This is a genomic window from Methylobacterium guangdongense, assembly GCF_038442355.1.
Lineage (GTDB): Bacteria > Pseudomonadota > Alphaproteobacteria > Rhizobiales > Beijerinckiaceae > Methylobacterium > Methylobacterium guangdongense.
Genome location: NZ_JBBXMX010000004.1, coordinates 209,210 through 235,219 on the forward strand (window position 1 = coordinate 209,210; position 26,010 = coordinate 235,219).

Genomic DNA, 26,010 nt, shown 5'->3' on the forward strand with positions numbered 1-26,010 from the left:
CCTGTGCGCGACTTGATCGCGTCCGGCCGTGCCTCCACAGTGAGCAGGACGGACGCCGCCGGCGGCCGCATCGTTTGAGATCAGGCTAGAGCGACCGATGGCCGCCCGCGATACCGGCGAGAACACCGAGGGGCCGTTGGCCCGGCCCGGAATCTATCTCGGGCGCATGGTCGTCTTCCTCATCCTCGTCGGCTTCCTCGCCTTCATCCTGTTCAAGCAGATCACGCCGGCCTTCCTGGCCAATCCGGGTCTGAACGGACTCATCCTCGGCGTCCTGCTGATCGCGGTGGTGATCGCCTTCGGGCAGGTCATTCGCCTGTTCCGCGAGGTCGCCTACGTCAACGCGGCGGCGCGCGGCGCGAAGGCCAAGCGCCCGCCAGCCCTCCTGGCGCCGATGGCACCGATGGTCGCCGCCCGCGCCGGGGGCGTGACCCTGCCGGGGACCGCCGGCTACCTCGACACGATCGCGGCCCGCCTCGACGAGGGGCGCGAGATCCTGCGCTACATCGCCGGTATCCTGATCCTGCTCGGCCTGCTCGGCACCTTCTGGGGCCTGATCGACACGCTCTCGGCGGTGGGCGGCGTGATCAAGGGCATGCGCGGCGGCGGCGATGCCGGGGTGATGTTCGACGAGCTGAAATCGGGCCTCGCCGTGCCGCTGTCGGGAATCGGTCTGGCCTTCTCGGCATCGCTGTTCGGCCTCGCCTCGTCGCTGATCACCGGCTTCCTGGAGCTGCAGGCCGGCCAAGCCCATGCGCGTTTCCACAACGAATTGCAGGACTGGCTGATGTCCGGCGAGACCGCCACCGCCGCCGAGACGGCGGCCGTGCCGGTCCGGGCGGGGGGAGCCGGCACGCAGGACTTGAAGGAGGCGATCGATCGCCTCACCGCGCTGGTGGCCGAGGGCGGCGGCAGCCGCGCCGCGACCCTCGCCATGACCAACCTCGCCGAGGGCATCCAAGGCCTCGTGCAGCACATGCGCGCCGAGCAGCAGATGATCCGCGACTGGGTCGAGGCCCAGGCGAGCCGCGAGCGTGAACTGAAACAGGTGCTCGACCGGCTTGGCCGGGAGCGGGTCTGATGGCGTCCACGGCGGCGCGGTCCCGGCGCACCCTCAACGTCTGGCCGGGCTACGTCGACGCGCTGGCGACGCTGCTGCTCGCGGTCGTGTTCCTGCTGACGGTGTTCGTGGTGGGGCAGTTCTTCCTGTCGCAGGAGCTGACCGGGCGGGACGAGACGCTCATCAAGCTCAACCGCCAGATCGCCGACCTCACCGATCTCCTGGCCTTGGAGCGCTCGAATCGCCGCACGCAGGAGGATGAGGTCCGCAACTTGCGCACGACGCTCGCCGGCGTGGAGGCCGAACGCGATCAGGCCAAGACCCAGGCCGAGGCCGCCACCGTCAGCCAGGGGGCCGCGGGCGCCCTCGACAAGCAGTTGGAGGCCGAGCGCGGCGCGACCAAAAGGGCGCTGTCCCAGATCGATCTGCTGAACGAGCAGATCAGCGCCATGCGCCGCCAGCTCGCCGCCCTGGAGGACGCGCTGTCGGCCTCCGAGAGCCGCGATCGGGAATCCCAGGCCCGCATCGCCGAGCTCGGCAGCCGGCTGAACGTCGCCCTGGCGCAGAAGGTCCAGGAACTGGCACGCTACCGCTCCGACTTCTTCGGGCGGCTGCGCCAGATCCTCGGCAACCGCCCCGACATCCGCGTGGTCGGTGATCGGTTCGTGCTGCAATCGGAGGTGCTGTTCCCGGCTGGATCGGCAACCCTGAAGCCCGAAGCCGGGCCGGAACTTGACCGGATCGCCGGGGCGATCTCGGACCTCGCCAAGCAGATCCCGGCCGATCTACCCTGGGTGCTGCGGGTCGACGGCCACACCGATGCGCGGCCGATCAGCACCGCGCAGTTCCCGTCGAACTGGGCGCTCTCGGCCGCCCGCGCCATCGCGGTGGTACAGTACCTCGCCGGCAAGGGCATCCCGCCGCAACACCTCCTCGCCGGCGCCTTCGGCGAGTTCCAGCCTCTCGATGCCGGCACCACCGAGGAGGCCTATGCCCGCAATCGTCGGATCGAGATGAAGCTCACCGAGCGGTAGCGGCCGCGTCCCATTCGGGGCGGAGGATCGACATCAGGACCATCGACCGGAAGCCGCCCTCGGCGGTCCGGCGGATCTCGCGCAGGATGCCGTCCTCGCGAAAGCCCGCCTTGGCGTAGGCCGCTCGGGCGCGGGCGTTGTCGACATAGACCATCAGCTCGATGCGGTGTGCGTCCCGGGTGGTGAAGCCGTGGCGAAGTGTCTCGCGCAGCAGCGCGCTGCCGAGACCGCGCCCGGGTTCCGCCACCGCGATGCGCCGCAGCAGGATACAGGCATCCGCCAGGACGGCCGTCTGCAGGAGCGCGAAGCCCGCGGGTGTGCCGGCCTCCAGCAGGAGGCGGTACTCGGAGCCCCCATCCATCTCCCTGGCATGCTCCTCGGCCGACCATCGGCCGACCAGGCCAGCAAACCCCTCGCCGCGTTCGAGCCGCTGGATGGCGGGAATATGGTCGGGCGTCGCCGCGACGCAGGTCAGCATCGTCGCGCGCCCTCCCGAAGGCTTGGCTTACTCGGCCGCCGGCAACCGCTCGCCCCGGGTCCGGGGCTCCTTGCCCCGAGCGGTTTCGTCGAGGGCATCCGTGAACTGCAGGTTCGCGAGCTGCGCGTAGAGCGCACCCTGGGCGAGCAGGCTCTCGTGGGTCCCGGTCTCGACGATGCGGCCGTCGTCGAGCACCAGGATCCGGTCCGCCGCGCGGATCGTGGCCAGCCGGTGGGCGATGACCAGGGTGGTGCGCCCCCGCATCAGGGTGTCGAGGGCGGCCTGGACGGCGCGCTCGGATTCGGCGTCGAGCGCCGAGGTCGCCTCGTCGAGGAGCAGGATCGGCGCGTCCTTGAGGATCGCCCGGGCGATGGCGATCCGCTGCCGCTGTCCGCCCGACAGCGTCACGCCGCGCTCGCCGACCTGCGTGTCGTAACCCTGGGGCAGGGCGGTGATGAAGCCGTGGGCGTGGGCGAGCTCGGCGGCCCGCCGGATCGCCGCCTCGTCGGCTTCGGGACGGCCGTAGCGGATGTTCTCGGTGACGGTGCCGGAGAACACGACCGGATCCTGAGGAACCAGGGCGATCCGGTGCCGAAGCACGTCGGGATCGACCTTCGTGATGTCGAAGCCGTCGACCAGGATCCGGCCGCCCTGCGGATCGTAGAAGCGCAGTAGGAGCTGGAACACGGTCGACTTGCCGGCCCCGGACGGACCCACGATGGCGATCCGCTCGCCGGGGGCGGCCGCGAAGCTCAGGCCGTCGAGGGCGGTGTGGCCGGGCCGGGTCGGATAGGCGAAACGCACCGCCTCGAACGCCACGGCGCCCTGGGCCGGTTCGGGCAGGGGAAGGGCCGGCACCGGCGCGCGGATCGCGGGCTCGGCGGCCAGGATCTCGGTGAGCCGCTCGGCGGCGCCCGCCGACATGGCGAGGTCGCCGTAGACCTCCGAGAGCTGGCCGAGGGCCCCAGCGCCGAACACCGCGTAGAGAACGAATTGCGAGAGTTCGCCGCCCGTCATCGTGTGGGTGAGCACGCCTTGCGCGCCGTACCACATCACCCCGACCACGGAGGCGGAGATCAGGAAGATGGCGACGCCGGTGAGCAGCGCCCGCGCCCGGATCGAGTCGCGGGCGGCGCCGTAGGCCTCCTCGGACGCCCTTGCGAAGCGGGCGGCCGTGCTGCCGGACCGCCCGAAGGCCTGCATGGTCCGCACGGCCCCGACCGCCTCGGCGGCGTAGGCCGAGGCCTCGGCCAGCCGGTCCTGGGCGGCGCGGGACCGCCGGCGCACGCCGCGGCCCGACAGGATCAGCGGGAACACGATGACGGGAATCGCGGCCAGCACCATCACGGAGAGCCGCGGGCTCGTGACCACCATCATGGCGGTGGCGCCCACGAACAGGAACAGGTTGCGCAGCAGGATCGAGACCGAGACCCCGAAGGCCGACTTGATCTGCGTCGCGTCCGCGGTGAGCCGCGAGACGATCTCGCCCGATTGGGCCCGGTCGAAGAAGGCCGGGTCGAGGATCGTGAGCCGGGCGAACACGGCCGCCCGCAGATCCGCCACCACGCGCTCGCCGAGCGTCACGACGGTGTAGACCCGGCCCGCGCTCGACAGCGCGAAGGCCGCCACCACCCCGAGCAGGGCGAGGAAATAGGCGTCGATCACGCCGGAGCCGTCGGCCGTGAAGCCGTGGTCGATCACCCGGCGCATCGCGATGGGCACCACCAGCGTCGAGGCCGACGCGCAGGCGAGGGCGATGAGCCCGCCGACGATCCGGCCGCGATAGCGCAGCGCGAATGGGAGCAGCGGCCGGAGCGCGCTCAGCGGAGCTTTCGGCCGCCCCTCAACGGCCACCTTCGGTCTACGGGCCATTACGCCTCTCGTATTCGTTACGCTCCCGGTCCGCGGCGCTTGTGACCAGGCCGAGCCTGCGGTATAGGCCGCCGCTCATCCGATTGCGCGTGTTCAATGGCCGCGGGCCGCCACCACGGTCGGCTCGTACGTGCCGTTGCACGAACCCACGGTTCGGTGCAACCGGTGACATCTTCCGCATTCCGGGCCGGGCAGCGCCTCCTGCGCTTCCCGCCGGCGTGCCAGATCAGGGACCCAGGTCATGGCGAAGGACGCGGCCGCGAAGGCCAAGGGGACAGAGCACCCCGACTACCACTTCATCAAGGTCGTGATGACGGACGGCACCGAGTACCGGACCCGTTCGACCTACGGCAAGGAGGGCGACACCCTCAATCTCGACATCGATCCGCTCACCCACCCGGCCTGGACCGGCGGCGAGCAGAAGATGCTCGATCGGGCGGGCCGCGTCTCGCGCTTCAACTCGCGCTTCGGCAACCTCGGCAAGCGCTGAGTCGATCGAACGCCGCACCCTTGGGTGCGATCCGTATCAGAGCGGGCGGCTTCCTCGGGAGGCCGCCCGTTTTCTATGGAAGCTTGGCGAGCACGTGGGCGCCCGCTCCCGTCGGCGGTGCCGCCTCCGGCCATCGCCCGCCCGGACGGGCTCGATATCGTGCTGCTGGTCGGCTCGAATTGCCGGCTGGTGAACGAGACCCTGGCGGCCGGCGATCGCGACGCCAACGCCTACCGGCCTGTCCTCGACAACCCGATCGCGGTGCGGGGCTCCAGGATCCTCACGGTCTCGCGGGATCGAGCGCGTCCGAAGCGCGCCAGTCCCGACGACACCATCATCGTGGTCCCTGAGGCGGATCGGAACGCCGCCTGAGTGCCGCGGCTGGTTTGCGCCATCCAGAACGACGCCGCGCGCCGGTTGCTCACGGCGCAGCGGTTAGGAGATCCTGCCGCTCTGAGGGCCGGATCCGAGCGCGGCGGATTCAGCCCTCGCTCAAGCGGAACGCCGTGCGCAGCAGGCCATGCTGGGCGGCGACCGGGCTCTCCACCGGGGCGGGCGTGGGCCGATCCTCGGTGATCAGCACATCCAGGTGAAGGATGCGGCTGTGCAGTCGCCGCGCCCGCATGATCAGCTGCTGGAGGCGGACGGGCAGCAGGTTGAAATCCTGCGCCTTCGGCGGCTCGCTCGCGGCGAGCTTCACCCGGTGCTTCTCGAGCAGGGCCTCGGCCGGCGTCATCTCGCCCTCGGAGACCGCGCGCTGCACCAGCAGCCAGGAGGCGACCTGCATCAGCAGCGTCGTCAGCCGCATGCTCTCGGCCGCGTAGCTCAACGTCGCGTCGCGGGAGATGAGGCGTGATTCGTCGCGCCCCTCGCCGTCGAGATAGGCGGCCGTCTCCTCGACGAGCTTCATGCCCTCGCGGAACAGGGACTTGAAGGCTTCCGAATTGACGTAGGACTTGCCGAAATCGACCCAATCCTGATCGTCCCGGAACGTGACATCGAAGCCGTTCATCCTGCCTCTCCCGTGCCGTCCGACGGCCCTGTCCGTCTGGAAATGGGACGCCTCGTCCCAAGCTGTCCGACGACGCTGCAATCCTAGCGCCGATGGGACCCAAGATCAGGGTTCATCCTTCCTTAATCTTAACGATAGGCCGGAGGGCACATCCAACCATGAGCGTCGCACCGGTTGCGATCACGACGCGATCGATGCGGCTGCAGATCTCAAGATAAGCGGTCTCCCGATCAATGCCAGCGCTCAGAATGCGGCGCGCAGGCCGGCGAAGAGACTGCGCCCGCTGCCCGGGTAGAACGCCGCCAAGCCCGCCGCGCCCCCGGATGTCCGAGCGTTCGCCACCACGGCGATGTCGGAGACGTAACGCGCGTTGGTGAGGTTGCGGGCATCCACGAACAGGGCGACGCCGTCCGCAAAGTCGATCCCGGCCTCGATGCCCAGCAGCGCGTAGCCCGGCACCCGCAGGGTGTTGGCGTGATCGGCAAAGGCGCCCTCCGGCACCCAGTCCACCGCCGGAGCGATGTGGAAGCCGCTCGGGTGGCGATAGTTCAGGACCGTGCGCAGCACGTCCGTGGGGATGCCGGCGATGCGGCCGTTGCCGAAGACCGGGTCGCGCACGAACCGAAAGTCGTTGTGGGTCCAGATCTGCGTCACGCTCAGGGCGTCGCCGCGGCCTATGAGATCGTTGGCAAGGTCGAGGGTCACGGCCGCTTCGACGCCCTGATGGATCGAGCGCGGCGTGTTGAAGGTCGCGGCCGGGATGTTGAGGCCGGGATTTGTGGAGAAGTTGATGAACTCGTCGCGCAGATCCGACCGGTAGAGCGTCACGTCGAAGGCGAGGCGGTCGATCCGGCCGCGGGCACCCGCCTCGTAGGTCCAGGCGCGCTGCGCCCGCAGCGGCACGAAGGTGGTGTTCAGGAGGTTCTGCTGCACGAGGTCCCCGAAATCGGGCACATCCCGGGACCGGGTCACGTCGCCGTAGATCTGCACCGTGGGGAGCGGCTGCCAGAGCAGGCCGATCTTCGGGTTGATGCCGGCATAGGTCAGGGTGGCGAAGCGCGGCGTGAGATCCCCCGGCAGGCCGCCCTTGTCGCTGTAGGTCCGGTTCGACGAGAACGCCTTGGCGCCGGTCATCAGCGCCACGTCCGGCAGGAACCAGAACCGGTTCTCGCCATAGGCCTCGTAGTTTGACGCGCTCTGCAGCGCATTCAGCGTCTGGGCGCCCCGCTGACCGCGGATGTTGACGAATTGCAGCGCCGAATTCTGGCCCGCGAAGGCGCGCAGGCCGAGCACCACGTCGTCGCGAAAGCCGCCAAGGTCGAAGGTCCCGGTCCAGTGCGGGCTGATCCCGTATGTCCAGCCGTCCTGATCGATCGCCTGGAAGATCGGGTGATAGAGGCTCTTGTGGATCGCCCAGGTGTCCACGTCGAGCTGGCCGACATCGAGCAGGAACGAGGTGCGGTTGGCGATCCGCTCGGTCTCGACCTTGCGCGACTGGTTGCCGGTGATCGCGGTGGGATTGGCGAGCGTCGGCGTATTGAGGCTCTGGCCGAGGGTCAGGCTGCCCGGCAGCTTCTGGTCGGTGAGATAGGTGCCGAGATAGAAGCGCGTCTCGATATCGGGCGCGATCCGGTAGCCGATATTGGCGTTGAAATTCTTGGTCGCCTGCGCCTCGTGGGCGCGGAAGCCGTCCGAATTGGTCAGCGTGGCGTTGACCAGCACGTCGAGCGGCCCGTCGATGCGGGACATCTGCGCCTGCTCGCGGATCGTGCCGAAGCTGCCGCCGTCGATGCGCAGGATGTTGGGCGCCAGCGCCGTGTAGGCGGTCGGCGTGACGAAGTTGATCGCGCCGCCGAGCGTCGTCGCCCCGAAGGTGAGGGCGTTGCCGCCCTTGTAGACCTCGACCGCGCGCAGGGCGAGCGGGTCGATCTGGTAGAAGTCGCCGCTCCCGTCCGCGAGGTTGAACGGGATGCCGTCCTGCAGGATCTCGAGCCCGCGCAGGTGGTAGCCGCGGGCGATGCCCGAGCCCCGCACCGACAGGCGGATCTCCTGGCCGTAGCGCTCCTGCACGTAGACGCCCGGCACATCCTTGAGCACGTCGCGGATCGTGTTGGCGTAGCGGTCCTGGAGGGTCGCGGCGTCCACGAAGGCGACCGAGCCGACGGTCTGGTAGAGCGTCGCGCGCTGGTGGTCGACGCTCGGGACCGAGAGCGAACCGCGCGCCTCACCCGGGAGCGGCCCGGTGGGCGTGGCGCTGCCGATCACGCTGAGTTCCGGGAGGGTGACGGCGGGGTCCTGGGCCAGGGCGGCCGATGGTGTCGCGCAGGCGAAGAGCGACAGGGCGGCGCGGCGGCCGGCCCATGAGAGGCGGGGCATGAGGTCGTGTCCGTGTCCGAGGATCGGGGAGGGGCGATCGGATCAGACGACGGGGGGCGGGGCCCGGGCGCGGGGTCCCGCCTCGGGGGGCGCCCGCGGAAGGGCGGTGCGTGCCGGCCGCACCCGGATGAGCGCGATCGGGTAGAGGGTCGGCAGGGCTTCGGCCGGCGCGGGGGCGGGGAGGGCGGCCGGGGCGGCGACGTGGCACGCGATGCAGCACGCCATCGGTGCGTGGGCCGGGTGATGCGGGTCGTCCGGCCCAGACCCGTCGATGGGGCCGCCGGCCAGGCACAGGACATGGTCCGACCCCGCCGCGGCGGCCATCGCAAGGCCGCCGAGGACGCTCTGGAGCGCCAGGGCGTACAGGACGAGGAACGCCAGCAGGCGGCGCCCGGACCGGCTCAGCCGGGGGCGACGCCCCGGAGGTCCGATCCGGGTGTCGTGGGGTCGGGCGCACGCCATCGGGCGCTCGTGACCGTTCGTTCTCGGTGCGCGGCTCCTGTCCGGCCGCTAGTGCTGGTGCTGGTGCTGACCGCCGGGGGCGGAGGCCCCGATCGGCGCGACCGAGAAGGTCACCGGAACGGTGCCGGCCTTCTGGAAGGTCAGCGTCCCCGAGACGGTCTCGCCGGCTTTCGGTGCGCCGGTCAGGCCCTCGAACATCAGGTGGTAGCCGCCGGGCTTCAGCTCGACGGTCTCGCCGGGCTTGATGGTCAGGCCGCCGGAAACCGGCGCCATCTTCATGACGCCGTCCTCCATCGTCATGGAATGGATGTCGCCTGACTTGGCGAACGGCACGGCGGCCCCGGTCAGCACGTCCGGCGTGCCGCCGGTGTTGGTGATGCGCACGTAGCCGCCCGCCACCTTGGCGCCGTTCGGCGTGGCGCGCAGCCACGGCGTCTCGATGGTCAGGTCGCCGGCCTTGACGGAGGCCGCCTTCGCCGGGGCCGCCTGAGCGACCTGAACGATCCGGAAGGCGGGCGCCGCCGCCTTCAGGTCATGCGCGTCCTGCCCGGGCTTCGGGATGTCGGACCACGAATGGCTGCCCTCCGTGCAATCCTGCTGCACCGGCACGTAGACCGTCGCGCCGGGCTCGAACGTGTCGGCCACCTGCGCCAGGAAGGTGAATTCGTCGACCTCGTCGTCCGGCAGGGAGCCGCCGCTCCACGTGATCGACGTCACGCCCTCCGAGGCGGTGCCGTGATGGGTGGCGTAGGTCCTGGCATAGGCGCCACGGGTCATCGCCAGGGTCCAGCCGGCTTTCGGCATCGGCTTGGCGCCGATCAGCCCCTCCGGGATGCTGACGCGCACCTGAGTGGTCGGCTTGCCGTCGCAGCCGTGCATGATCTGAACGACACCGCGATAGGTCGAGCCGGGGCTCGCCTGCTTGCGCTCCAGCACCGCGTGGGCCTGCGCCGACGACGCAACGAGGCCGAGGCCGATGACGGCCGAAACGAGAGTCTTCATGGGAATGCATCCGTTCTGAGGGAGTCGTCGGGAAACGATCGCTCAAGCGGATGGGGGACCGCGCGGTGACGCGCTGCGGTCGGGCGGGGCGCGGGCTCCGATCTGGCCGACGCCGCCGAAGGCGGTCCCGCCCCGATCTTCGGGCGTCCACGCGATGCCGATGGGTGCGGCGCGGGGTGGAATCACGGTGCCGGTCGCCTGCGCGGCCTTGCAGCAATCGCCGTGGTCGTGCGGCGGAATCCCGTCCGGCGCCGGATCGGTGGCCGCATGCTGCGCGCAGAGGCCGTTCGCACCGGCCGGGATCGGCATCAGCCCGCCCAGGAAGGCCTGCAGCACGAAGGCGTAGAGCGCCAGCACGGCGATCACGGCGCGCAGGGGCGCCGCGGGCTGGCCGTGGTCTCGTCTCGATCTGGCCGGAGCCCGGTCCATGCTGCGCCCGTCCGCTGTCCGATCCGGACCGCTATGGTATCCCTGCCACACCCGGGCGCCCGTGGCTGTTGCCAGGGTGCCGCACCCGGATGCTGCGTGCGCTGGCGCACCGCGACGCCATATTCCGGCCCCTTCGATAGGGAGTCTTAAGCCACAACCCGACAGCGTGGCGGCCGAGATCAACCTCTCCCGCCACGATCCGAACAGTTTCCGGACCAGAGCCAGCGACCGATGCGCATGACGGCACATAACCGGTTCACCACCCTCCTGAGCGTCGCCGCCCTCGGCGCCCTGGGGATCGGCACCGCAGAAGCCCGCGATCAGGGCAACTACGCCCAGGCCGAATGGGCGCAGGACTACGCCTCCCCCGCCGCCATGCAGGTGCGGCGCGAGACCGTGCCGATCCTCTCGCCCCAGACCGTGGCGGCGACCGAGCAGATGGTCGAGCGCTACAAGGACATCGTCACCCGCGGCGGCTGGAAGCAGGTCTCGGGTGCCGAGCACCTGCGGATCGGCTCGCGCGGCCCGGCCGTGGCCGCCGTGCGCCAGCGCCTGATCGTCACCGGCGATCTCGACTCGGCGGCCGGCAGCTCGGGCGTGTACGATTCCTACGTCGCGGCCGGCGTGAAGCGCTTCCAGGCCCGCCACGGCCTGAGCCAGACCGGCACGATGAGCCTCGCCACCCAGCAGGCCATGAACGTGCCGGCCGAGGTGCGCCTGCGCCAGCTCGAGACCAACGTGGTGCGCCTGCGCTCCTATTCGGGCGATCTCGGCCGCCGCTTCGTGATCACCAACATCCCGGCCGCTCTGGTCGAGACGGTCGAGAACGGCCAAGTCGTCACGCTGCACGCCGCGGGCGTCGGCAAGATCGACCGCCAGTCGCCGATCATGAACACCAAGGCGACGCAGATCAACTTCAACCCGACCTGGACGGTCCCGGCTTCCATCGTGAAGAAGGACCTGATCCCGAAGATGCAGAAGGATCCGAACTACCTCACCGACAACCGGATCCGCATCCTCTCGAACGGTCAGGAAGTCTCGCCGAAATCGGTGAACTGGTTCTCGGACGAGGGCACCCGCTACACCTACCGGCAGGATTCGGGCGCCGACTTCAACTCGATGGGCATCGTGCGCATCAACATCCCGAACCCCTACGGCGTGTTCATGCACGACACGAACACCAAGGGCGTGTTCGGCGACGACTTCCGCTTCATCTCCTCGGGCTGCGTGCGCGTGCAGAACGTGCGCGAGTACATCACGTGGCTCCTGAAGGACACGCCCGGCTGGGATCGCCAGAAGGTCGAGGAGGCGATCGAGAGCGGCAAGCGCGTCGACGCCAATATTGCCCAGCCGGTGCCGGTCTACTGGACCTACATCACCGCGTGGTCGACCCCGGACGGCATCGTCCAGTTCCGCGACGACATCTACAAGCGCGATGGCGTCAACGTCCCCTCGACCATCGGCGCCCCGACCCCGGTCGCCAGCGCCGAGCCGCTGCCGCAGAGCTTCGAGCCCGGCGACGAAGAGTAATCGACCGTCCGGTTGAATCCGGTCTATCCGAGGCCCGCATCTCCGCCGAGATGCGGGCCTCGCGCGTTTGGGGGCGGGATCTGTCATCCGCCGGTCAAGCGCGTCTGCTTGGCCCTCTGAACCTATGCCGCGAAGGCCGCCGCGTCGGCATCCGGACGCAGTTGCAGACGAGGAGTCCCGATGTCGCGTGAACCCGTATCCGGCAGCGGACGCCTCACCCGCCGGGAGACCATGGCGGGCCTCGCGGGGCTCAGCCTCGCGGGCGGCCGTGCCGAGGCGCAGGGCACTGCGGAGGCGACCGGGATCGTCTACGCCACCGACGTCACCGGCGTGGATCGCGCCCCATTGCCCGGCGTGCTGGTCTCCAACGGGCGCGAGATCGCGCGCACCGACGACCAGGGGCGCTACCGCCTGCCGATACCCGGCGACGGGGCGGTCTTCGTGATCAAGCCGCCGGGCTACGCCCTGCCGCGGGACGCCGACAACGTGCCGCGCCACTCCTACATCCACCAGCCGGACGGCACGCCGGCCAGCCTGGGCCTGCGCTACCGCGGCGTCGCGCCGACCGGTCCCCTGCCGGCCGCGATCGACTTCACCCTGACCCGGGTCGACGAGCCCGCGGATTTTGACGTCGTCCTGTTCACCGATCCGCAGCCCGAGAGCCGGTTCGAGCTCGACCACGTGCGCGACACCGCGGTCGCCCGTGCCATGGCGATCCCGGCCGCCTTCGGCATGACCATGGGCGACGTGCTGTTCGACGATCTCTCGCTCTACGGCCGGTCGAACCGGATCGTCGGGCGGATCGGGCTGCCCTGGTACAGCCTGCCGGGCAATCACGACCTCAACATGCAGGCTCCCGATGCCCGCTACAGCCGCGAGACCTGGAAGCGGGTCTTCGGCGCGCCGACCTACGCGTTCCGCCACGGGCGGGCGTGGTTCGTGATGCTCGACAATGTCGAGTGGCTGGGGCCGCCCGTGCCGGTGGGCGCCAACACCTACCGGGGCCGGATCGGCGAACGCAGCCTGACCTTCCTGCGCAACCTGCTCGCCGAGATCCCGCGGGACGACCTGATCGTCCTCGCCATGCACATTCCGCTCGTCACCGACACGACGCCGGACGATCCCCACGGCATCACCACCGACCGTGCGGCGCTCCTCGACCTGCTGGCGGGGCGCAAGGTGCTGAGCCTGGCCGGCCACACCCACACCACCGAGCACCATTATCCGGCCGAAGGACACCACCATCACGTGTTGACGGCCGTCTCCGGCTCGTGGTGGAGCGGGCCCGACACGCGCACCGGCATCCCGTCGGCCGACAGCCGCGACGGGACGCCGAACGGCTTCCACGTCCTGTCGGTGCGCGGGACCGACTACACGACGCGCTACGTCCCGGCGCAAGGCCAGCCGGACGAGACCATGCGCCTCCTGTTCGAGAGCGAGGCGCGGGGCGGTGCCGTCGAGGTGATCCGCCTCACCCGGCCGGTGCAGGGCCTCCGTCCGCCGGTTCCGCAGGACGCGCTCGCCGACACGACCCTCGTGGTGAACGTGTTCGACGGCGGCCCGCGGACCAATCTGGCGTTCCGGATCGGCGAGCGGCCGGCGCAGGCCATGACCCGGACCCGGCGAACCGATCCGTTCGTCGCGGAACTCTTCGCCCGCTATCCCGAGACGAAGAAGAGCTGGGTGCAGGCCACGCCCTCCACCCATATCTGGACAGCACGGCTGCCCGACGACCTCTCGCCGGGAGCCCACCGCGTCACCGTGGAGGGGACCGACGAGTACGGGCGCCCGATCCGGAGCTGCACCGTGCTGGAGATCCTCGGCGAGCGCGGGCGCGGATAATCCCTCCGCCTCCGCTTCCCGCAGGCACGAGAAGGTCCCTGCGGGCCTCTCCCCACATACGGGGAGAGGAGAAGGTGCGTTCTCGGCCCACGCCGATTGAGCTGCCTCAGGCCGCCAACTGCCGCGTGCCGTGGCCGCCTTCCTGGATCTCCTCGACGATCTTCGCGCAGAAGGCGTCGAGGTCATTCGGATTGCGGCTCGTCACGATGCCCTGGTCGGTCACCACCTCCTTGTCGTGCCAGCGGCCGCCGGCATTGACCACGTCGGTGCGGATCGAGCTGAACGAGGTGAGATCGCGGCCCTTGGCCGCGCCGGCCTCGATGAGCAGCCAAGGTGCGTGGCAGATCGCGGCGACCACCTTGCCCGAGGTCAAGAAGGTCTTGATCACCTCGAGGGCCTTCGGCTCGAGGCGGAGCTTGTCGGGGTTGATCTGGCCGCCCGGCAGGACCAGCGCGTCGTAGGCGGACGGATCGACCTGCTCCAGATCGGTATCGACCGAGACGTCCTTCCCCCAGTCGGTCTTGTCCCAGCCCCGGATCGTGCCCTTGCTCTGGCGCGATTGCGGGGCGGCGACCGTCACGGTGGCGCCGGCCTGGGACAGCTTGGATTGCGGAACGGTCAGTTCGCTCTCCTCGAACCCGTCGGTGGCGAGGATCAGGATCTTGGCTTGGCGGATGTCGGGCATGGATAGCCTCCTGCTGATCGGGGTTGGCCCGATCAACCAAGCGCCCGGCGGCCTGTTCCCGGGGATCCGAATGGGCCTACCCTGCGGCAAACGCAGATCGGAACCCGCCGGAGCCCGATCCGTTGGTCCCCATCCCGAACCGATAGGAGCCGCGACATGGCCAATCCCGGCCTACCCGAGCCCACGCCCGGCGATCTGCCGCCGCCCCCGCCCATCCCCGATGAGGAGCCGGACATCGGCCCGACCGGACCGCGCACCCCCTATCCGGTGAACGATCCCGGCATCGGCGAGCCGGGTGGCCCCGGCTCCGAGCCGGACATCTTCCCGGGCACGCCGACCGATCCCGGCACCCGGATGTAGACCGAAAGGTCAGTGGCCGCCGTGCGAGGTGCGTACGTCGCGCGGCGCGTTGAGGATCTCGGAGAGGCTCGTCACCACGTGGCGGGCCTCTTCGTCGGTCAGGCGCAGCTGGAAGGGCGGCAGGGCCCCGGCCTGGAGCGCGACCACGGCCTGCCCCTCCTCGTCGGTGCCGATCTCGATCGCCGACGACGTCACGTCGAGCATGGCGATCTCCTCGTCGCCCATCTCATCCGCCATGTCGGGCTCGTCGGTATCGTCGATGGCCGTGAGGAGCTGCCCGACGGCCCGCACCAGGGCCCGGGCGGCGCGGGCATCCATCACCACCGCCGTCGCCTGATCGTCCTTCTGGAAGGACAGCTGGATGTTCGCGCCGTCCAGCGAAACCGATATGCCTGCCATGTATCGTCCAGAGCCGCGCGCCGTAACTGCTTGCGCGCACACCGTATATGCATCGTCAAGGCCCGAAATCCCAGGGGGCTGCGGATCGCGGTGGCGCCTTCATCCCCGCCTTCGATGCAGAAGATACGCGCCGAGCGCCTTGTTGCGGCCGCAGCGGACGCTTAAATACGTCCTCGGGGGGCTTACCCACCGAGGCTGACGCCATTCAAGGTTCAGCGGCTCGCGCCCCGCCACACTGGCCAAACCCAGAAAGACCGTGGTGCACCACGCGGCCTTCGCGCCGCGCGGGTGGCCTATGGACGAACGAGGTACACTACGTGAATACCGGCACTGTGAAGTGGTTCAACGAGACCAAGGGCTACGGCTTCATCCAGCCCGATGACGGCGGCAAGGACGTGTTCGTTCACATCTCGGCCGTCGAGCGCGCCGGGATGCGCAACCTGATCGAAGGTCAACGGGTCACTTACGAGATCCTGACCGACAAGCGCAGCGGCAAGGACGCTGCGGGTAACCTCCAGGCGGCCTGATCCGTCGGCGGGTCCGACGACCCCCGCTCCCCTGACGCGCCTGACGCGACAGGGGGGCTCCCGCGAGACGGGAGCCTGGGCGAGGATCGCGAACCGGCCGCACGAGGCGGCTCCCCCTTCCGACGCTATCGAACCGGGCAATACCGTTCGGGAGCGGATCGCGTCGGAGGCAATATCCCAGAAACGACGCCGGACGGAGACAACGTCCGGTCCAGAAAAGAAAAGACGCTTATGTTAGTCGAGTACACACGCCGCCGCGGCATCCGGTCCCCCGTGACCGACGCCCCGACCTTCCGGGTCGGCAAGCTGGCCGAGGCCAGGCAGGCGGATCAGAACGGGGTCGACATCAGTCACCTGATCGACCGCTCCTACAACTACCATTCCTCGCGGGAGCTGCATTGGCATCTCGCCGACCGCCTCGGGCTCGCGCCCACCGCGGTCACGCTTCGCGAAGTGCGCGCGGCCTGAGGAGCCGCGCCGTCCTCAGCGGCCCCAGGCCGCCAGGACGGGATCGCGCAGGGCCGCCGGCACCGCGAGCAGTTCGCCGTGGACCGGCTCGGCCCGATTATAAGGGGTCGCCGCGCCGTCGAAGTCGCAGACCACCCCCCCGGCCTCCCGCAGGACGAGATCGGCTGCGGCCAGATCCCAATCCCGGGCATGGCCCGAGATCATCCCGACATCGACGCTGCCCTCCGCAACCCGCGAGAGCCGCAGGGCGAGGGACGGGATCCGGGCGACCACGCTGAAGTCGGGGGCCGGCCCGGCACCCCGCGTCAGCCGGTCGAGCATGGGCTTCGGGCCGGTGATGCGGGCGCCCGCCAGATCCTGCCGTGCATCCACCCGGATCGGCGTGCCGTTCCGGGTCGCACCGCGCCCGCGCACGGCCTCGTAATTCGCCTCCCCCGCCGGCGCATGCACGAAGCCGATCAGCGGCTCACCGCCGGCCAGCAGGGCGACGGCGATCGACCAATCCGGATGACCCGACAGGAACGCCCGGGTGCCGTCGATCGGATCGACGATCCAGACGAGGTCGTGGCCGAGGCGGGCCGGATCGTCCGCCGTCTCCTCGGACAGCCAGGCCGCCTGCGGGACGAGCGCGCTCAGGCGAACCTTCAGAAAGGCGTCCACCGCCACGTCGGCCTCGGTGACGGGCGAGCCGCCGGCCTTCGACCAGATCCGCGCGGAGGTGTGTCCGCCGAGCTTGAAGAACGGCTGCGCGATCTCGGCGGCCTCGCGCATGACGGTGCGCAGCTCCGGCATCAGGGCCGATACGGCGTCGTCGGTGAGGGGCTCGGGCATCGCACTCCGCGCGGGATCCGTGGGGGCTCGGACAGCCCAGCACGCCGTTCATCCGGTCGCGCGGATGGCAGGGCGTTCGGGCTGAGAGGGCCGGGCGCGGATGATCGCGCGCCCGATCCTGCCGTTGTACGGCGCCGCCCGCATCGCCACAAGGACGCTGGTTGATCAATCGATAACGACCAATCCGCGCAAGGAAATGTTGAGCATTCAAGGAAGCATTGAGCATTCCGCAAATGACAGCCCTGTCCAGATTCGCTTAACGACGGCTCTTAAGCGGTGCGGAGGAGTTCGGGTGCGATTTTGCTTGGCATGACGGACGGCCCGACAGGGGCTGCCACTTGCCCCAGGGACTCGGACCGATGAACACTTCCCCGATCACGGACGAACGTCGCGCAGGACATTGCATGCAGGGTGCCGAGGGCCCAACGGAGTTCGCCGCCTCGCCGCTTCCGGTGATCGGCCGCGTCGCCGGCGCCCGTCGCGCCGCCGGGATCGCGCTCGCCTATGCGGTCGAGGAGGCCGAGATGGCGGGGGCCGACCGGTTCAGCCTGATCCTGGTCGATGCCGAGGGCGGGGAACTCCACCGGCTCGGCTGCTACGACGAGGACGATGTGGTCGCCATCTGGCGCGACATCGCGGCGCGCGCCGGTCTGGTGCGGATGATCATCCGGGAGGATGGGATGCTCATGCCGGTCACCGAGCAGATCGGCCGGCTGATCCTCGGCCGCGTGCGGATCCGGCGGCGCCATGCCGGGCTCGGCGGACGCCGCCCGCGCTTCCTGGCCCGGCGCAAGACCGGCCGGCTTCCGGCCCGGCCTCAGATCCACCGCGGCGAGAACGAGATCATCGCCCGCAGCTGAGCGGCGCGGCAACCTACGAGAAGTTGCGCACCAGCGCATCCGCCGTGAGGCCGACGAACAGGATCAGGCCCGCATCGCGGTTCGATCGGAACAGGGTCAGCGCTCCGCGCCCGTCCCGCTCCCGCAGCGACAGGACCTGCCAGGCGAGATGCCCGGCGAAGGCCGCCACCCCCAGGAACCCCACGAGTCCCGCCCCGGCCCGCCACGCCGCCAGCGCCACCAGCAGGGCCGCGAGCGCGTAGCAGAGGCCGACCGCGCCCCGGACATGCCGCCCGAACAGGCGCGCCGAGGAGCGGATCCCGGCCATCTCGTCGTCCTCGATGTCCTGGACGGCGTAGATCGTGTCGTAGCCGACCACCCAGAACCAGGCGCCCGCGTAGAGCAGCAGCGGCGCCGCATCGAGGCGTGCGAACACCGCCGCCCAGCCCATCAGCGCGCCCCAGGCGAAGGCGAGCCCCAGCACACCCTGCGGGAGCGGCATGACGCGCTTCATGAACGGGTAGATCGCCACCGGCAGCAGGGAGCAGAGCCCGATCAGGATCGCCTGCTCGTTGAACTGCAGCAGCACCGCCAGCCCCACCAGGGCCTGGACCACGAGGAACAGGGCGGCGTGGCGCGGCCGGATCTGTCCCGAGGGAAGGGGGCGCAGCCGGGTGCGCTCGACCTGGGCGTCGAGGTCGCGGTCGGCGATGTCGTTGTAGGTCGAGCCCGCCCCGCGCATCGCGACGGCGCCGATCAGGAACAGCAGGCAGTGCCAGGGATCGGGGAAGGCTTGGTCCGCGGCGATCGCCGCCAGGGCCGCCGACCACCAGCACGGGAGCAGGAGCAGCCACCAGCCCACCGGCCGGTCGATCCGCGCCAGGCGGAGATAGGGGCGCCAGGATCGCGGCGCGATCCGCTCGACCCAGTGGCCCGCCACCGCATCGGCCGGGCGTCGATCCTGGATCACGGTTCCGCCCGTGGGCTGCCCGCTCATCGGCCGGGTCTCCGGTCGTCCCGCATGTCGGTCCTTCCTCCGCGGCGGAGGGAGGATCCGCGCTGGATCCGCAACCCCTTAGAGCCGCAGCCGATCGCGTTGCAATCGGTTGCGGCGCAAAATCGCTGTGGCGCGATGCGCTTACAGGGCGCCCTGCGGCAGCTTGAAGCTCCCGGTCAGGCCGGGGCCGCCGAGCAGGCCGCCACCCTGGCCGTTCGCCTGAGCCTGAGCCTGGGCGCGGGCCTGGGCCTCCATCTTGGTCGCCTGGGCGGCGACGCTGCAGATCTTGGTGCGGATGCCGCTGACCTTCAGGTGGTCGGCCTTGAAGCCCTCGGCGAAGGAATCTGGAATCGAGCACCATTCCTTGTTGGCGGTGATCCACTTCAGGCCCTCGGCGCCGTTGGCCTGGAGCTTGCCGAACAGGGCGCAGGCTTCCTGCGGGGTCATCTTCTTCTTCGTCTGGGAGGCCGCATTGGCCTTGCCGACCAGCGCCTTGCGCTCGGCCAGGGTCTTCTGGATGGTGCCGCATTCGGGCGCGGCACCCTGCGCCGAGGCCGCGGTTCCGAACAACACGGTGCTGACCAGCACCGCGGCTCCCAGGCTCAAGCTCCCCTTCACCATTCCGCGACTCCCTCGACGCCCCTGCCGAATCCGCGTGCGGCCGGCCCAATTCCGTAGTGTTGGGTTCGCCATAGGAATGTGGCGTCAATCGAGCGACATCCCGGCTCTCCAACACGCTTGTGCGTTGAAAGCCGAAAAGCCGCGGCCGTAACCCTTTGGCAACACTTCCGCCGATGCCGGGCGCGTTGACAGGCCGGAGGCGCCTTGCGACCACGCCGACATGCCGGCCTACGATTTCACCGCCCCGCGCCTCCACGTCGCGGCCGACCTCACCGAGGGCGTGCGCCTGCCGCTCGACCGGGCGCAGGCCAACTATCTCCTGAACGTCCTGCGCCGGGGGCCGGACGACCCCGTACTGGTCTTCAACGGCCGCGACGGCGAGTGGCGTGCCCATCTGGTCCAGACCGGGCGGAAGGGCGCCGACCTGCACGTCGCCGCGCAGACCCGCCCGCAGCCCGCGCCGGCCGACCTCCACTACCTGTTCGCCCCGCTGAAGAGCGCGCGCCTGGATTACCTCGCGCAGAAGGCGGTCGAGATGGGCGCGGGCACGATCCGCCCGGTGATCACGCGCTATACCCAGGGCGACCGGGTCAACATGGACCGGTTGCGGGCCAACACCATCGAAGCCGCCGAACAATGCGGGATCCTGGCGATCCCGGACTGCCCCGAGCCCGCACGGCTTCCGGAGGCCTTGGCCGGTCTCGATCCGGCGCGGCTCGTCGTATTCTGCGACGAGGATGCACCGGTGCGCGATCCGGTTCGGGCGCTCGCGGGCGCGGCCGACCCGACGGCGCCGCCGCCGCTCGCCGTGCTGGTCGGTCCGGAGGGTGGATTCTCCGAGGAGGAGCGGGCGCTGATCCGCGCCCGGCCGAATACGGTTGCACTCTCCCTCGGGCCGCGGATCCTGCGCGCCGACACCGCCGCGGTCGCCGTTCTGGCCCTGGTCCAGGCGGTGCTCGGCGACGCGCGCTGACAATTCGATCGGCCCTGTAGAGATGTGTGCCCGCGCACATCAGGGCGCCGATGCGGCTGAATGCTTCCTGGGTTGAGACGTGTTGGCGCGCCTGGGTCCACGCCGCCGCGTTGTGGGTTCCGAACGCCTCGACTATGTCCGTCGACGGACGCCGCCTGCGCCGCAGGCTCGTGGGGATCGGGGGCGGGCGTCCGCCCGGATCCCGTTCGCGAGAGGGGGATCTGGACGGACCCACCGGGTAAATCCGGTGCGCCCGCATCCCAAACTCAAGTCAGACGCACGGACGGGCAGCGCATGGCGCGCGACAGCAACGACAGCACGCCGCTCACCACGCGTGCCGAACTGATCGAATGGTTCGCGGCCGGCGAGAAGCCGCGCGCGCGGTTCGCCATCGGCACCGAGCACGAGAAGATCCCGTTCTACCGGGATAGCCGGGCGCCGGTCCCGTATGACGGGGACCAGGGCATCAAGGCCCTTCTGGAGGGGCTCGCCCGGGAGACGGGCTGGGAGCCGATCCTCGACCTGGGCAACATCATCGGCCTCGCGGCCGAGGAGGGCGGGGCGATTTCGATCGAGCCGGGCGGCCAATTCGAGCTGTCCGGTGCCGCGCTGCCGGACGTCCATGCCACCGCGGCGGAACTTGCGACCCATCTCGCGGCCACCAAGCGGGTGGCCGATCCCCTGGGCATCGGCTTCCTGACGCTCGGCATGAGCCCGAAATGGCGCCGGGACGAGACCCCGGTGATGCCCAAGAGCCGCTACAGGATCATGGCCTCCTACATGCCGAAGGTCGGGTCCCTCGGCCTCGACATGATGCTGCGCACCGCGACCGTGCAGGTGAACCTCGATTTCGCCTCCGAGGCCGACATGGTGCGCAAGATGCGCGCCTCCCTGGCGCTCCAGCCGGTCGCGACCGCCTTGTTCGCCAATTCCCCCTTCACCGACGGCCGGCCGAACGGGTTCCTGTCCCGCCGCTCCGAGATCTGGCGCGACACCGACGCGGACCGCACCGGCATGCTGCCCTTCGCGTTCGAGGCGGGGTTCGGCTACGAGGCCTATGCCGACTGGCTGCTCGATATGCCGATGTACTTCGTCAAGCGCGGGGACATCTATCACGACGTGTCCGGCGCCTCGTTCCGGGACCTGATGGCCGGAAAGCTGCCGCAACTGCCGGGCGAGTACGCGACGGTGGCGGATTGGGCCAACCACGCCTCCACGGCCTTTCCGGAAGTGCGGCTCAAGCGCTTCCTGGAGATGCGCGGGGCGGATGTCGGCGATCCCGGCATGATCGCCGCGCAGGCGGCCTTCTGGGCCGGGCTGCTCTACGACGACGCCGCCCTGGATGCCGCGCTCGACCTCGTAAAGGGCTGGAACGCCGGCAACCGTGAAGCCGCCCGCGCCACCGCGCCGCGTCTCGGCCTTGCGACCCCGGTGGCGAACACGACCCTCGGCGTGGTCGCCGCGGAGGCACTGGCCATCGCCCGGTCCGGCCTGCGCGCCCGGGCCCGCCGCGACGCCGAGGGGCGCGACGAGACGGTGTTCCTGCAACCCCTCGAAGCGATCGTGGCCGCCGGTCGGACCCATGCCGACGATCTGCTCGCCGATTACGAAGGCCGGTGGGGCGCCTGCGTGCGCGCCGCCTTCTTGGAATGCGTGTTCTAGGGCGATCCGCGGACGGGCGCCCTTCATAGCCAAGGTTGAGGGCAGGCCGATCGCGCGATCGCGTCGCCGGCGCGAATCGCTTTCCCATCATGCTATTGGAACGTTCTCAGGCACCTGCGCGGTGCACAGGAGAGCGTTTCATGTTCCGTTTCACCGCCGCCGTTCTGGCTGGGGCGGCCGTCCTGACTGCTGGCGTCGGCGCGAGCCGTGCGGCGGACCCCGCCCCGTTTCGCGGGCAGTCGGATCCCGGCCGGCGCGTGCCCGGTCCGACCCGGCCGCCGCTCTACAGCTACTATGGCGAGTACCAGTACCCAGTGCCGTTCGGGTACGGATATTCCTTCGCGCCGACCCGCTCGCACGGTATGGAGTACGGGTATTACGGGCCGCGCTATTCCTGGTCCGAGCCGGACTGGTATTACGGCCCGGCCTTCAGCTATCCCGAATGGTGAGCGGCGGCCGGCCTGCCATCGTCGCGGGGCCGGTGTTGCGCGCGGGACAGGAGCTTGCCGGGTGGACGAGACCGACGTCGTCCTCGATCTCAGCGGCCTGAAATGTCCGCTGCCGGTCCTGCGGACCCGGAAGGCGCTGCGCCGCCTCGCCGCCGGCCGGATCCTCGTGGTGACCTGCACCGATCCGCTGGCAATGATCGACATCCCGAACCTCGTCCGCGAGGAGGGCGCGCGCCTGGATGCGGCGGAGCGGCAGGGCGAGCACCTGCGCTTCCGCATCGTGCCCTCCGCGAAGCCGCCGCATTCGTGAACGATCCGTCACGGCTTCCAGGGGTGGGATGGGACCGGCATGGCACCACGGATCGGGGGCGTGCGCCTCGTGCACGACGGCTGGGCACGCTTTCTCGTGGCCGAAGTCATTCCGGAGGACGGAACCCGCATGACGCGGGAGATCGAGGATCACGGCCGGGCGGTCGCAGTCCTCCCCTACGATCCGGAGCGGCGGGTCGCCACGCTGGTGTCGCAGTTCCGGGCGCCCGTCCTCTATTCGGAAGGTCCGCCGACCCACATGGAGGTGCCGGCCGGACTCCTCGACGAGGGCGCGGCCGAGGACGAGGCCCGGCGCGAGGCGATGGAGGAGACGGGCCTGCGCCTCAGCGCACTGGACCTCATCGCCAGCGCTTGGTCGATGCCGGGAATCTCCACCGAGCGAATGGACCTGTTCCTGGCCGCCTACGGCGTCGCCGATCGGACCGGGGCCGGGGGCGGCTTGGCCGCGGAGGGTGAGGCCGTGGCGGTCCACGAGATCCCGCTGCGGGACCTCGCCGCCATGGGCTGGGACGGGCGGCTCACCGACATGAAGTCGCTGGTGCTTCTATACGCCCTGCAGTTGCGGCGGCCGGACCTGTTCTGATCCGTTGGAGCGTGGCCGCCCCGACGGGCGGGATCGGCCGCGCCTTGCAGACCCCGCCACGGAGGGGTGGAGAAGCTTTGGAGGGCCCACGATCGAGCCCTCCAGAGCGATGGCCGCTTCTTAGCCGCCGTGATCCACGATCCGGCCCCGGGCGGCGATGCCGATGAAGCGCCACGACTTGACGAAGTAGCGGCGGAACAGCCGGCGCGGCGCCTGGAGGAACCGGAAGATCCATTCGAGCCCCAGGCGTTGCATCAGGCCCGGGGCCCGCGTCAGGTACCCCGCCGCCACATTCAGCGCGTCGCCGATGCAGAACACCACGGGATTGCCGAGCACGGACCGGTGCCGGTCGATCCAGATCTCCGATTTGGGCGCCCCGACACCCATCACCAGCAGCGTCGTCCCGTGCGCCCGGATCCGCGCCGCGAGGTCCCGGCTGTAGTCCCGGTCGCTCTCGAAGCCGAAGGGCGGAACGGCGCTCGCCACGGCCCCCTCCGGCAGACCCTTGGCGCGCAGGCGGGCCGCCAGCGCGTCCGCCGCATCCTGGCGCGCCGAGACCAGGAAGATCCGCCGGGCGAAGGGCGGCGGGTCGGCCAGCACGCAGCCCAGGAGGTCGTGGCCGGTCACCCGGTGGACCGGACGCCGGCACGCCGCCCGCGCCAGCCACACCAGCGGCATCCCGTCGAGGGTCCGCGCGGCGGCCCGGCTGTAGGCGCTCCGGAAGGCCGGATCCGCGTTGAGCTGGACGATGTGATCGACATTGGCCGTCACGATCATCCGGGGGCCGTCGTCACGCCGGGCCGCCACCGCGGCCACGATCGATTCGGCACTGCTGGTCTGGAAGCGCAGGCCGAACAGCTCGACCGACGCGCCCGGTAGGGCCGAGCCGGGGAGCAGGGAGGCGGGCAACCGTACGGCGCGCACCTCCCGGGGAAGCGTATCGGTCGCTTCCAGGTCGAGTCCGATCCGCCCGAGGTCACGCATCGGCGGCTCGGAAGCTTGCGGCGGGACGCGGGGCGGTGCGCTGCGACCGGCGCCGGTCGCTGTCGGCGCCGAGCGCCAACGCGATGCCGCCGCCCATGAGCAGGCCGAGCACCAGGGCCAGCGGCAGGACGATCTTCGGCGACGGCGGGAAGGTCCGCTGGCGGGCCGGCGTGGCCACCGAGATGATCCGCACGTTGGTCGTGTTGAGCCGCTCCTGCTCGCTCGCCTCGCGGGCACGCTTCAGATACGCCTCGTAGACCCCCCGGCGGGCATCGAGCGTCCGCTCCAGCTCACGCAGGCCGACATAGGCCCGGTCGCTGGAGACGGTCTCGGTCTTGGCCCGATCGAGGCCGGACCGGATCGCGGCTTCGCTGGCGGCGGCCCGATCGTAGTCCTTCTGGGTCGTGTCGATGATCCGCTCTTTCTCGCGCTGGATCAGGCGCTGCAGATCGCGCTGCTGGGCATATTGCTCGGCCATGGCCGGGTGGCGCTCGCCGAGCCGGGTGGCAAGCTCGGCGGTGTTGCGGGAGAGCGTGGCGTATTGCTGGCGCAGCGCCTGCATCTCCAGCGACTGCAGCATCTCGGGCAGGGCGGTGCTCGGGTCCGAGGAGCGCATCTTGCGCGCCTGATCGAGCCGCGACTTCGCCTCGGCGGTCTTGATCGAGGCGGTGACGAGCTGCTGGTTCAGGTCGCCGAGCTGCTGGTCTGAAAGCAGGCGCCCGCTCGAAGCCACGAGCTTGTGGTCTTCGCGGTAGCGCACCACCGCGTCCTCGGCCTGCTCGACGTCCCGCTTGAGGCTGGCGAGGCGGCCCGCCAGGGCATCCGAGGCGCGGCGGGCGGTGTCGGTCCGGGCGGCGGCCTCCTCGGCGAAGTAGGCATCGCCGATCGCATTGGCGATCTGCGCGGCCTTCTCGGGGTCGCCAGACTGGACCGAGACGTCGATCACGAAGGTCCGCTCGGCCCGGCGGACGCTGAGCCGGTTCTGGAGCGTGTCGAGGGCGATGTTGACCGGGTTGCGGCTCGCGGGCGGGGGCAGCATGCCGAGCGCGCCCTTGATCCAGGTGAGCGTCGCGTTGTTGCCGTCCGGCAGCACGAACTCATCGTCCTGGTCGAGGTGAAGCTTGGCGATCACCCGCCGCAGGACGTTGTCGGACTGGATCACCCGCACTTGGCTTTCGGCGATCGAGACGCCGCTATCGGCCTGGGGCTGGCGGGCATTCACGTCGTTCTCGACGACGCGCAGGTCGCTCGGATCGACCAGGATCTGGATGCCGGAGGTGTAGCGCGGCGGGATCAGGCCGAGCAGCGCCACCGCGACCGCGACCATGAACAGGGCGCTCAGCACGATGAAACTGCGGCCGCGCCAGAGACGGCGCAGCATCACCTTCGGGTCGGTGCGGGGCGTGACCTCCGGAAGCACAATCCGGACGGGTTGCTCACCGCTTATTCGTGTCGAGAAGTCGAACATACGCCTCGCTCCCTGACCTGTTGGGACGGACAGATCGTCCACCGTCCCCGTCGTCCTGTTTCCGTTCCGGTCAGCTTCGTGCCGATTCGGGACAGGACTACGCCGAGGGCAGTGCCTTGGATGATACGTCAGCAAACGGCGTACCGGTAAAGTACTCTCGTCTTGATCCGGCGGACACGACTGAAGGGCTGCAGATCACGTTTCTACAGACACGATGAAGTGACACGCCTTTAAGGCGAGAAAAGCC

General features: G+C 70.1%; 29 protein-coding genes. 15 read left to right on the plus strand and 14 right to left on the minus strand.

Annotated elements, in window-relative coordinates; genetic code table 11:
- The first annotated feature begins 97 nt into the window (after window positions 1-97).
- The gene (locus AAHG09_RS10795; protein ID WP_342107088.1) at window positions 98-1,081 is read left to right on the plus strand and encodes a MotA/TolQ/ExbB proton channel family protein; all 984 of its coding nucleotides are present in this window, start codon (window positions 98-100) and stop codon (window positions 1,079-1,081) included.
- A complete protein-coding gene (locus AAHG09_RS10800; protein WP_342107090.1) occupies window positions 1,081-2,094 on the plus strand; it encodes a peptidoglycan -binding protein in 1,014 nt (337 codons plus the stop codon). Before AAHG09_RS10795 ends, AAHG09_RS10800 begins: the two co-directional genes overlap by 1 nt.
- Here the strand turns inward: AAHG09_RS10800 and AAHG09_RS10805 are convergent.
- Both AAHG09_RS10805 and AAHG09_RS10810 read right to left on the minus strand, forming a co-directional pair.
- Window positions 2,081-2,572 (minus strand): GNAT family N-acetyltransferase, encoded by a 492-nt coding sequence (locus AAHG09_RS10805; RefSeq protein WP_342107091.1) that lies wholly within the window; start codon window positions 2,570-2,572, stop codon window positions 2,081-2,083. The genes AAHG09_RS10800 and AAHG09_RS10805 overlap by 14 nt on opposite strands.
- Window positions 2,573-2,599: 27 nt before the next feature.
- Window positions 2,600-4,444: an ABC transporter transmembrane domain-containing protein gene (locus AAHG09_RS10810; RefSeq protein WP_342107093.1), complete on the minus strand. Its 1,845-nt coding sequence runs from the start codon at window positions 4,442-4,444 to the stop codon at window positions 2,600-2,602.
- Window positions 4,445-4,685: 241 nt separating this feature from the next.
- On the opposite strand from AAHG09_RS10810, the gene rpmE reads away from it, so the two are divergent.
- Both rpmE and AAHG09_RS10820 read left to right on the plus strand, forming a co-directional pair.
- Window positions 4,686-4,934: a 50S ribosomal protein L31 gene (rpmE, locus tag AAHG09_RS10815; protein WP_007565880.1), complete on the plus strand. Its 249-nt coding sequence runs from the start codon at window positions 4,686-4,688 to the stop codon at window positions 4,932-4,934.
- Between the two features lie 117 nt (window positions 4,935-5,051).
- Complete coding sequence (locus tag AAHG09_RS10820) at window positions 5,052-5,306, plus strand: type 2 periplasmic-binding domain-containing protein (RefSeq protein ID WP_342107095.1); 255 nt, start codon at window positions 5,052-5,054, stop codon at window positions 5,304-5,306.
- Between the two features lie 109 nt (window positions 5,307-5,415).
- Here AAHG09_RS10820 and rcdA read toward each other — a convergent pair whose 3' ends face one another.
- The 5 genes from rcdA to AAHG09_RS10845 form a co-directional block, all read right to left on the minus strand.
- A complete protein-coding gene (gene rcdA, locus AAHG09_RS10825; protein WP_342107097.1) occupies window positions 5,416-5,946 on the minus strand; it encodes a protease adaptor protein RcdA in 531 nt (176 codons plus the stop codon).
- A gap of 243 nt (window positions 5,947-6,189) precedes the next feature.
- A complete protein-coding gene (locus tag AAHG09_RS10830) occupies window positions 6,190-8,322 on the minus strand; it encodes a TonB-dependent receptor family protein (protein WP_342107099.1) in 2,133 nt (710 codons plus the stop codon).
- Window positions 8,323-8,364: 42 nt separating this feature from the next.
- A complete protein-coding gene (locus AAHG09_RS10835; RefSeq protein WP_342107101.1) occupies window positions 8,365-8,784 on the minus strand; it encodes a DUF2946 family protein in 420 nt (139 codons plus the stop codon).
- Between the two features lie 48 nt (window positions 8,785-8,832).
- Window positions 8,833-9,786, minus strand: a complete 954-nt coding sequence (locus AAHG09_RS10840) for a DUF1775 domain-containing protein (RefSeq protein WP_342107103.1) — start codon at window positions 9,784-9,786, stop codon at window positions 8,833-8,835.
- A gap of 42 nt (window positions 9,787-9,828) precedes the next feature.
- The gene (locus tag AAHG09_RS10845; protein ID WP_342107104.1) at window positions 9,829-10,215 is read right to left on the minus strand and encodes a hypothetical protein; all 387 of its coding nucleotides are present in this window, start codon (window positions 10,213-10,215) and stop codon (window positions 9,829-9,831) included.
- A 231-nt stretch (window positions 10,216-10,446) separates the two neighbouring features.
- Between AAHG09_RS10845 and AAHG09_RS10850 the strand changes: the two genes are divergently transcribed.
- Window positions 10,447-11,745, plus strand: a complete 1,299-nt coding sequence (locus tag AAHG09_RS10850) for a L,D-transpeptidase family protein (protein WP_342107105.1) — start codon at window positions 10,447-10,449, stop codon at window positions 11,743-11,745.
- Between the two features lie 180 nt (window positions 11,746-11,925).
- Window positions 11,926-13,587, plus strand: a complete 1,662-nt coding sequence (locus AAHG09_RS10855; protein ID WP_342107107.1) for a calcineurin-like phosphoesterase family protein — start codon at window positions 11,926-11,928, stop codon at window positions 13,585-13,587.
- Window positions 13,588-13,693: 106 nt separating this feature from the next.
- Here the strand turns inward: AAHG09_RS10855 and AAHG09_RS10860 are convergent, their stop codons facing one another.
- Window positions 13,694-14,272, minus strand: a complete 579-nt coding sequence (locus AAHG09_RS10860) for a type 1 glutamine amidotransferase domain-containing protein (protein ID WP_342107110.1) — start codon at window positions 14,270-14,272, stop codon at window positions 13,694-13,696.
- A gap of 156 nt (window positions 14,273-14,428) precedes the next feature.
- Here AAHG09_RS10860 and AAHG09_RS10865 point away from each other — a divergent pair, with 156 nt between their 5' ends.
- Window positions 14,429-14,632 (plus strand): hypothetical protein, encoded by a 204-nt coding sequence (locus tag AAHG09_RS10865; RefSeq protein ID WP_091712736.1) that lies wholly within the window; start codon window positions 14,429-14,431, stop codon window positions 14,630-14,632.
- Between the two features lie 9 nt (window positions 14,633-14,641).
- Here AAHG09_RS10865 and AAHG09_RS10870 read toward each other — a convergent pair whose 3' ends face one another.
- On the minus strand, window positions 14,642-15,031 hold the full coding sequence (locus AAHG09_RS10870; RefSeq protein WP_091712734.1) for a hypothetical protein: 390 nt from the start codon (window positions 15,029-15,031) through the stop codon (window positions 14,642-14,644).
- A gap of 317 nt (window positions 15,032-15,348) precedes the next feature.
- Between AAHG09_RS10870 and AAHG09_RS10875 the strand changes: the two genes are divergently transcribed.
- Together AAHG09_RS10875 and AAHG09_RS10880 are read left to right on the plus strand one after the other, a co-directional pair.
- Window positions 15,349-15,558 (plus strand): cold-shock protein, encoded by a 210-nt coding sequence (locus tag AAHG09_RS10875; protein ID WP_091712733.1) that lies wholly within the window; start codon window positions 15,349-15,351, stop codon window positions 15,556-15,558.
- Between the two features lie 231 nt (window positions 15,559-15,789).
- On the plus strand, window positions 15,790-16,026 hold the full coding sequence (locus AAHG09_RS10880) for an AsnC family transcriptional regulator (RefSeq protein WP_342107111.1): 237 nt from the start codon (window positions 15,790-15,792) through the stop codon (window positions 16,024-16,026).
- Window positions 16,027-16,041: 15 nt separating this feature from the next.
- On the opposite strand, the gene AAHG09_RS10885 is transcribed toward AAHG09_RS10880, so the two are convergent.
- A complete protein-coding gene (locus tag AAHG09_RS10885) occupies window positions 16,042-16,857 on the minus strand; it encodes an inositol monophosphatase family protein (RefSeq protein WP_342107112.1) in 816 nt (271 codons plus the stop codon).
- Window positions 16,858-17,261: 404 nt separating this feature from the next.
- Between AAHG09_RS10885 and AAHG09_RS10890 the strand changes: the two genes are divergently transcribed.
- Window positions 17,262-17,717, plus strand: a complete 456-nt coding sequence (locus AAHG09_RS10890; RefSeq protein ID WP_342107113.1) for a DUF6101 family protein — start codon at window positions 17,262-17,264, stop codon at window positions 17,715-17,717.
- 13 nt (window positions 17,718-17,730) lie between these two features.
- On the opposite strand, the gene ubiA is transcribed toward AAHG09_RS10890, so the two are convergent.
- Window positions 17,731-18,693 carry a 4-hydroxybenzoate octaprenyltransferase gene (gene ubiA / locus AAHG09_RS10895; RefSeq protein ID WP_342107114.1) on the minus strand — a complete coding sequence of 321 codons (963 nt, stop codon included), beginning with the start codon at window positions 18,691-18,693 and terminating at the stop codon, window positions 17,731-17,733.
- A gap of 141 nt (window positions 18,694-18,834) precedes the next feature.
- On the minus strand, window positions 18,835-19,314 hold the full coding sequence (locus AAHG09_RS10900) for a hypothetical protein (RefSeq protein ID WP_342107115.1): 480 nt from the start codon (window positions 19,312-19,314) through the stop codon (window positions 18,835-18,837).
- Between the two features lie 220 nt (window positions 19,315-19,534).
- Here AAHG09_RS10900 and AAHG09_RS10905 point away from each other — a divergent pair, with 220 nt between their 5' ends.
- From AAHG09_RS10905 to AAHG09_RS10925, 5 genes are all read left to right on the plus strand, one after another.
- Window positions 19,535-20,287 carry a 16S rRNA (uracil(1498)-N(3))-methyltransferase gene (locus AAHG09_RS10905; RefSeq protein WP_342107117.1) on the plus strand — a complete coding sequence of 251 codons (753 nt, stop codon included), beginning with the start codon at window positions 19,535-19,537 and terminating at the stop codon, window positions 20,285-20,287.
- Window positions 20,288-20,581: 294 nt separating this feature from the next.
- Window positions 20,582-21,949, plus strand: a complete 1,368-nt coding sequence (locus AAHG09_RS10910) for a glutamate--cysteine ligase (protein ID WP_342107119.1) — start codon at window positions 20,582-20,584, stop codon at window positions 21,947-21,949.
- Window positions 21,950-22,089: 140 nt separating this feature from the next.
- Window positions 22,090-22,398, plus strand: coding sequence for a hypothetical protein (locus AAHG09_RS10915; RefSeq protein WP_342107120.1), 309 nt, complete (start codon window positions 22,090-22,092; stop codon window positions 22,396-22,398).
- A 61-nt stretch (window positions 22,399-22,459) separates the two neighbouring features.
- On the plus strand, window positions 22,460-22,708 hold the full coding sequence (locus AAHG09_RS10920; RefSeq protein ID WP_342107121.1) for a sulfurtransferase TusA family protein: 249 nt from the start codon (window positions 22,460-22,462) through the stop codon (window positions 22,706-22,708).
- A gap of 39 nt (window positions 22,709-22,747) precedes the next feature.
- Entirely contained in the window at window positions 22,748-23,311 is a 564-nt protein-coding gene (locus AAHG09_RS10925) for an NUDIX hydrolase (RefSeq protein ID WP_342107122.1), read from the plus strand.
- A 120-nt stretch (window positions 23,312-23,431) separates the two neighbouring features.
- Here the strand turns inward: AAHG09_RS10925 and AAHG09_RS10930 are convergent, their stop codons facing one another.
- Window positions 23,432-24,295, minus strand: coding sequence for a WecB/TagA/CpsF family glycosyltransferase (locus AAHG09_RS10930; RefSeq protein WP_342107123.1), 864 nt, complete (start codon window positions 24,293-24,295; stop codon window positions 23,432-23,434).
- Window positions 24,288-25,763, minus strand: coding sequence for a GumC family protein (locus tag AAHG09_RS10935; protein ID WP_342107124.1), 1,476 nt, complete (start codon window positions 25,761-25,763; stop codon window positions 24,288-24,290). Before AAHG09_RS10935 ends, AAHG09_RS10930 begins: the two co-directional genes overlap by 8 nt.
- Window positions 25,764-26,010: the final 247 nt, after the last annotated feature.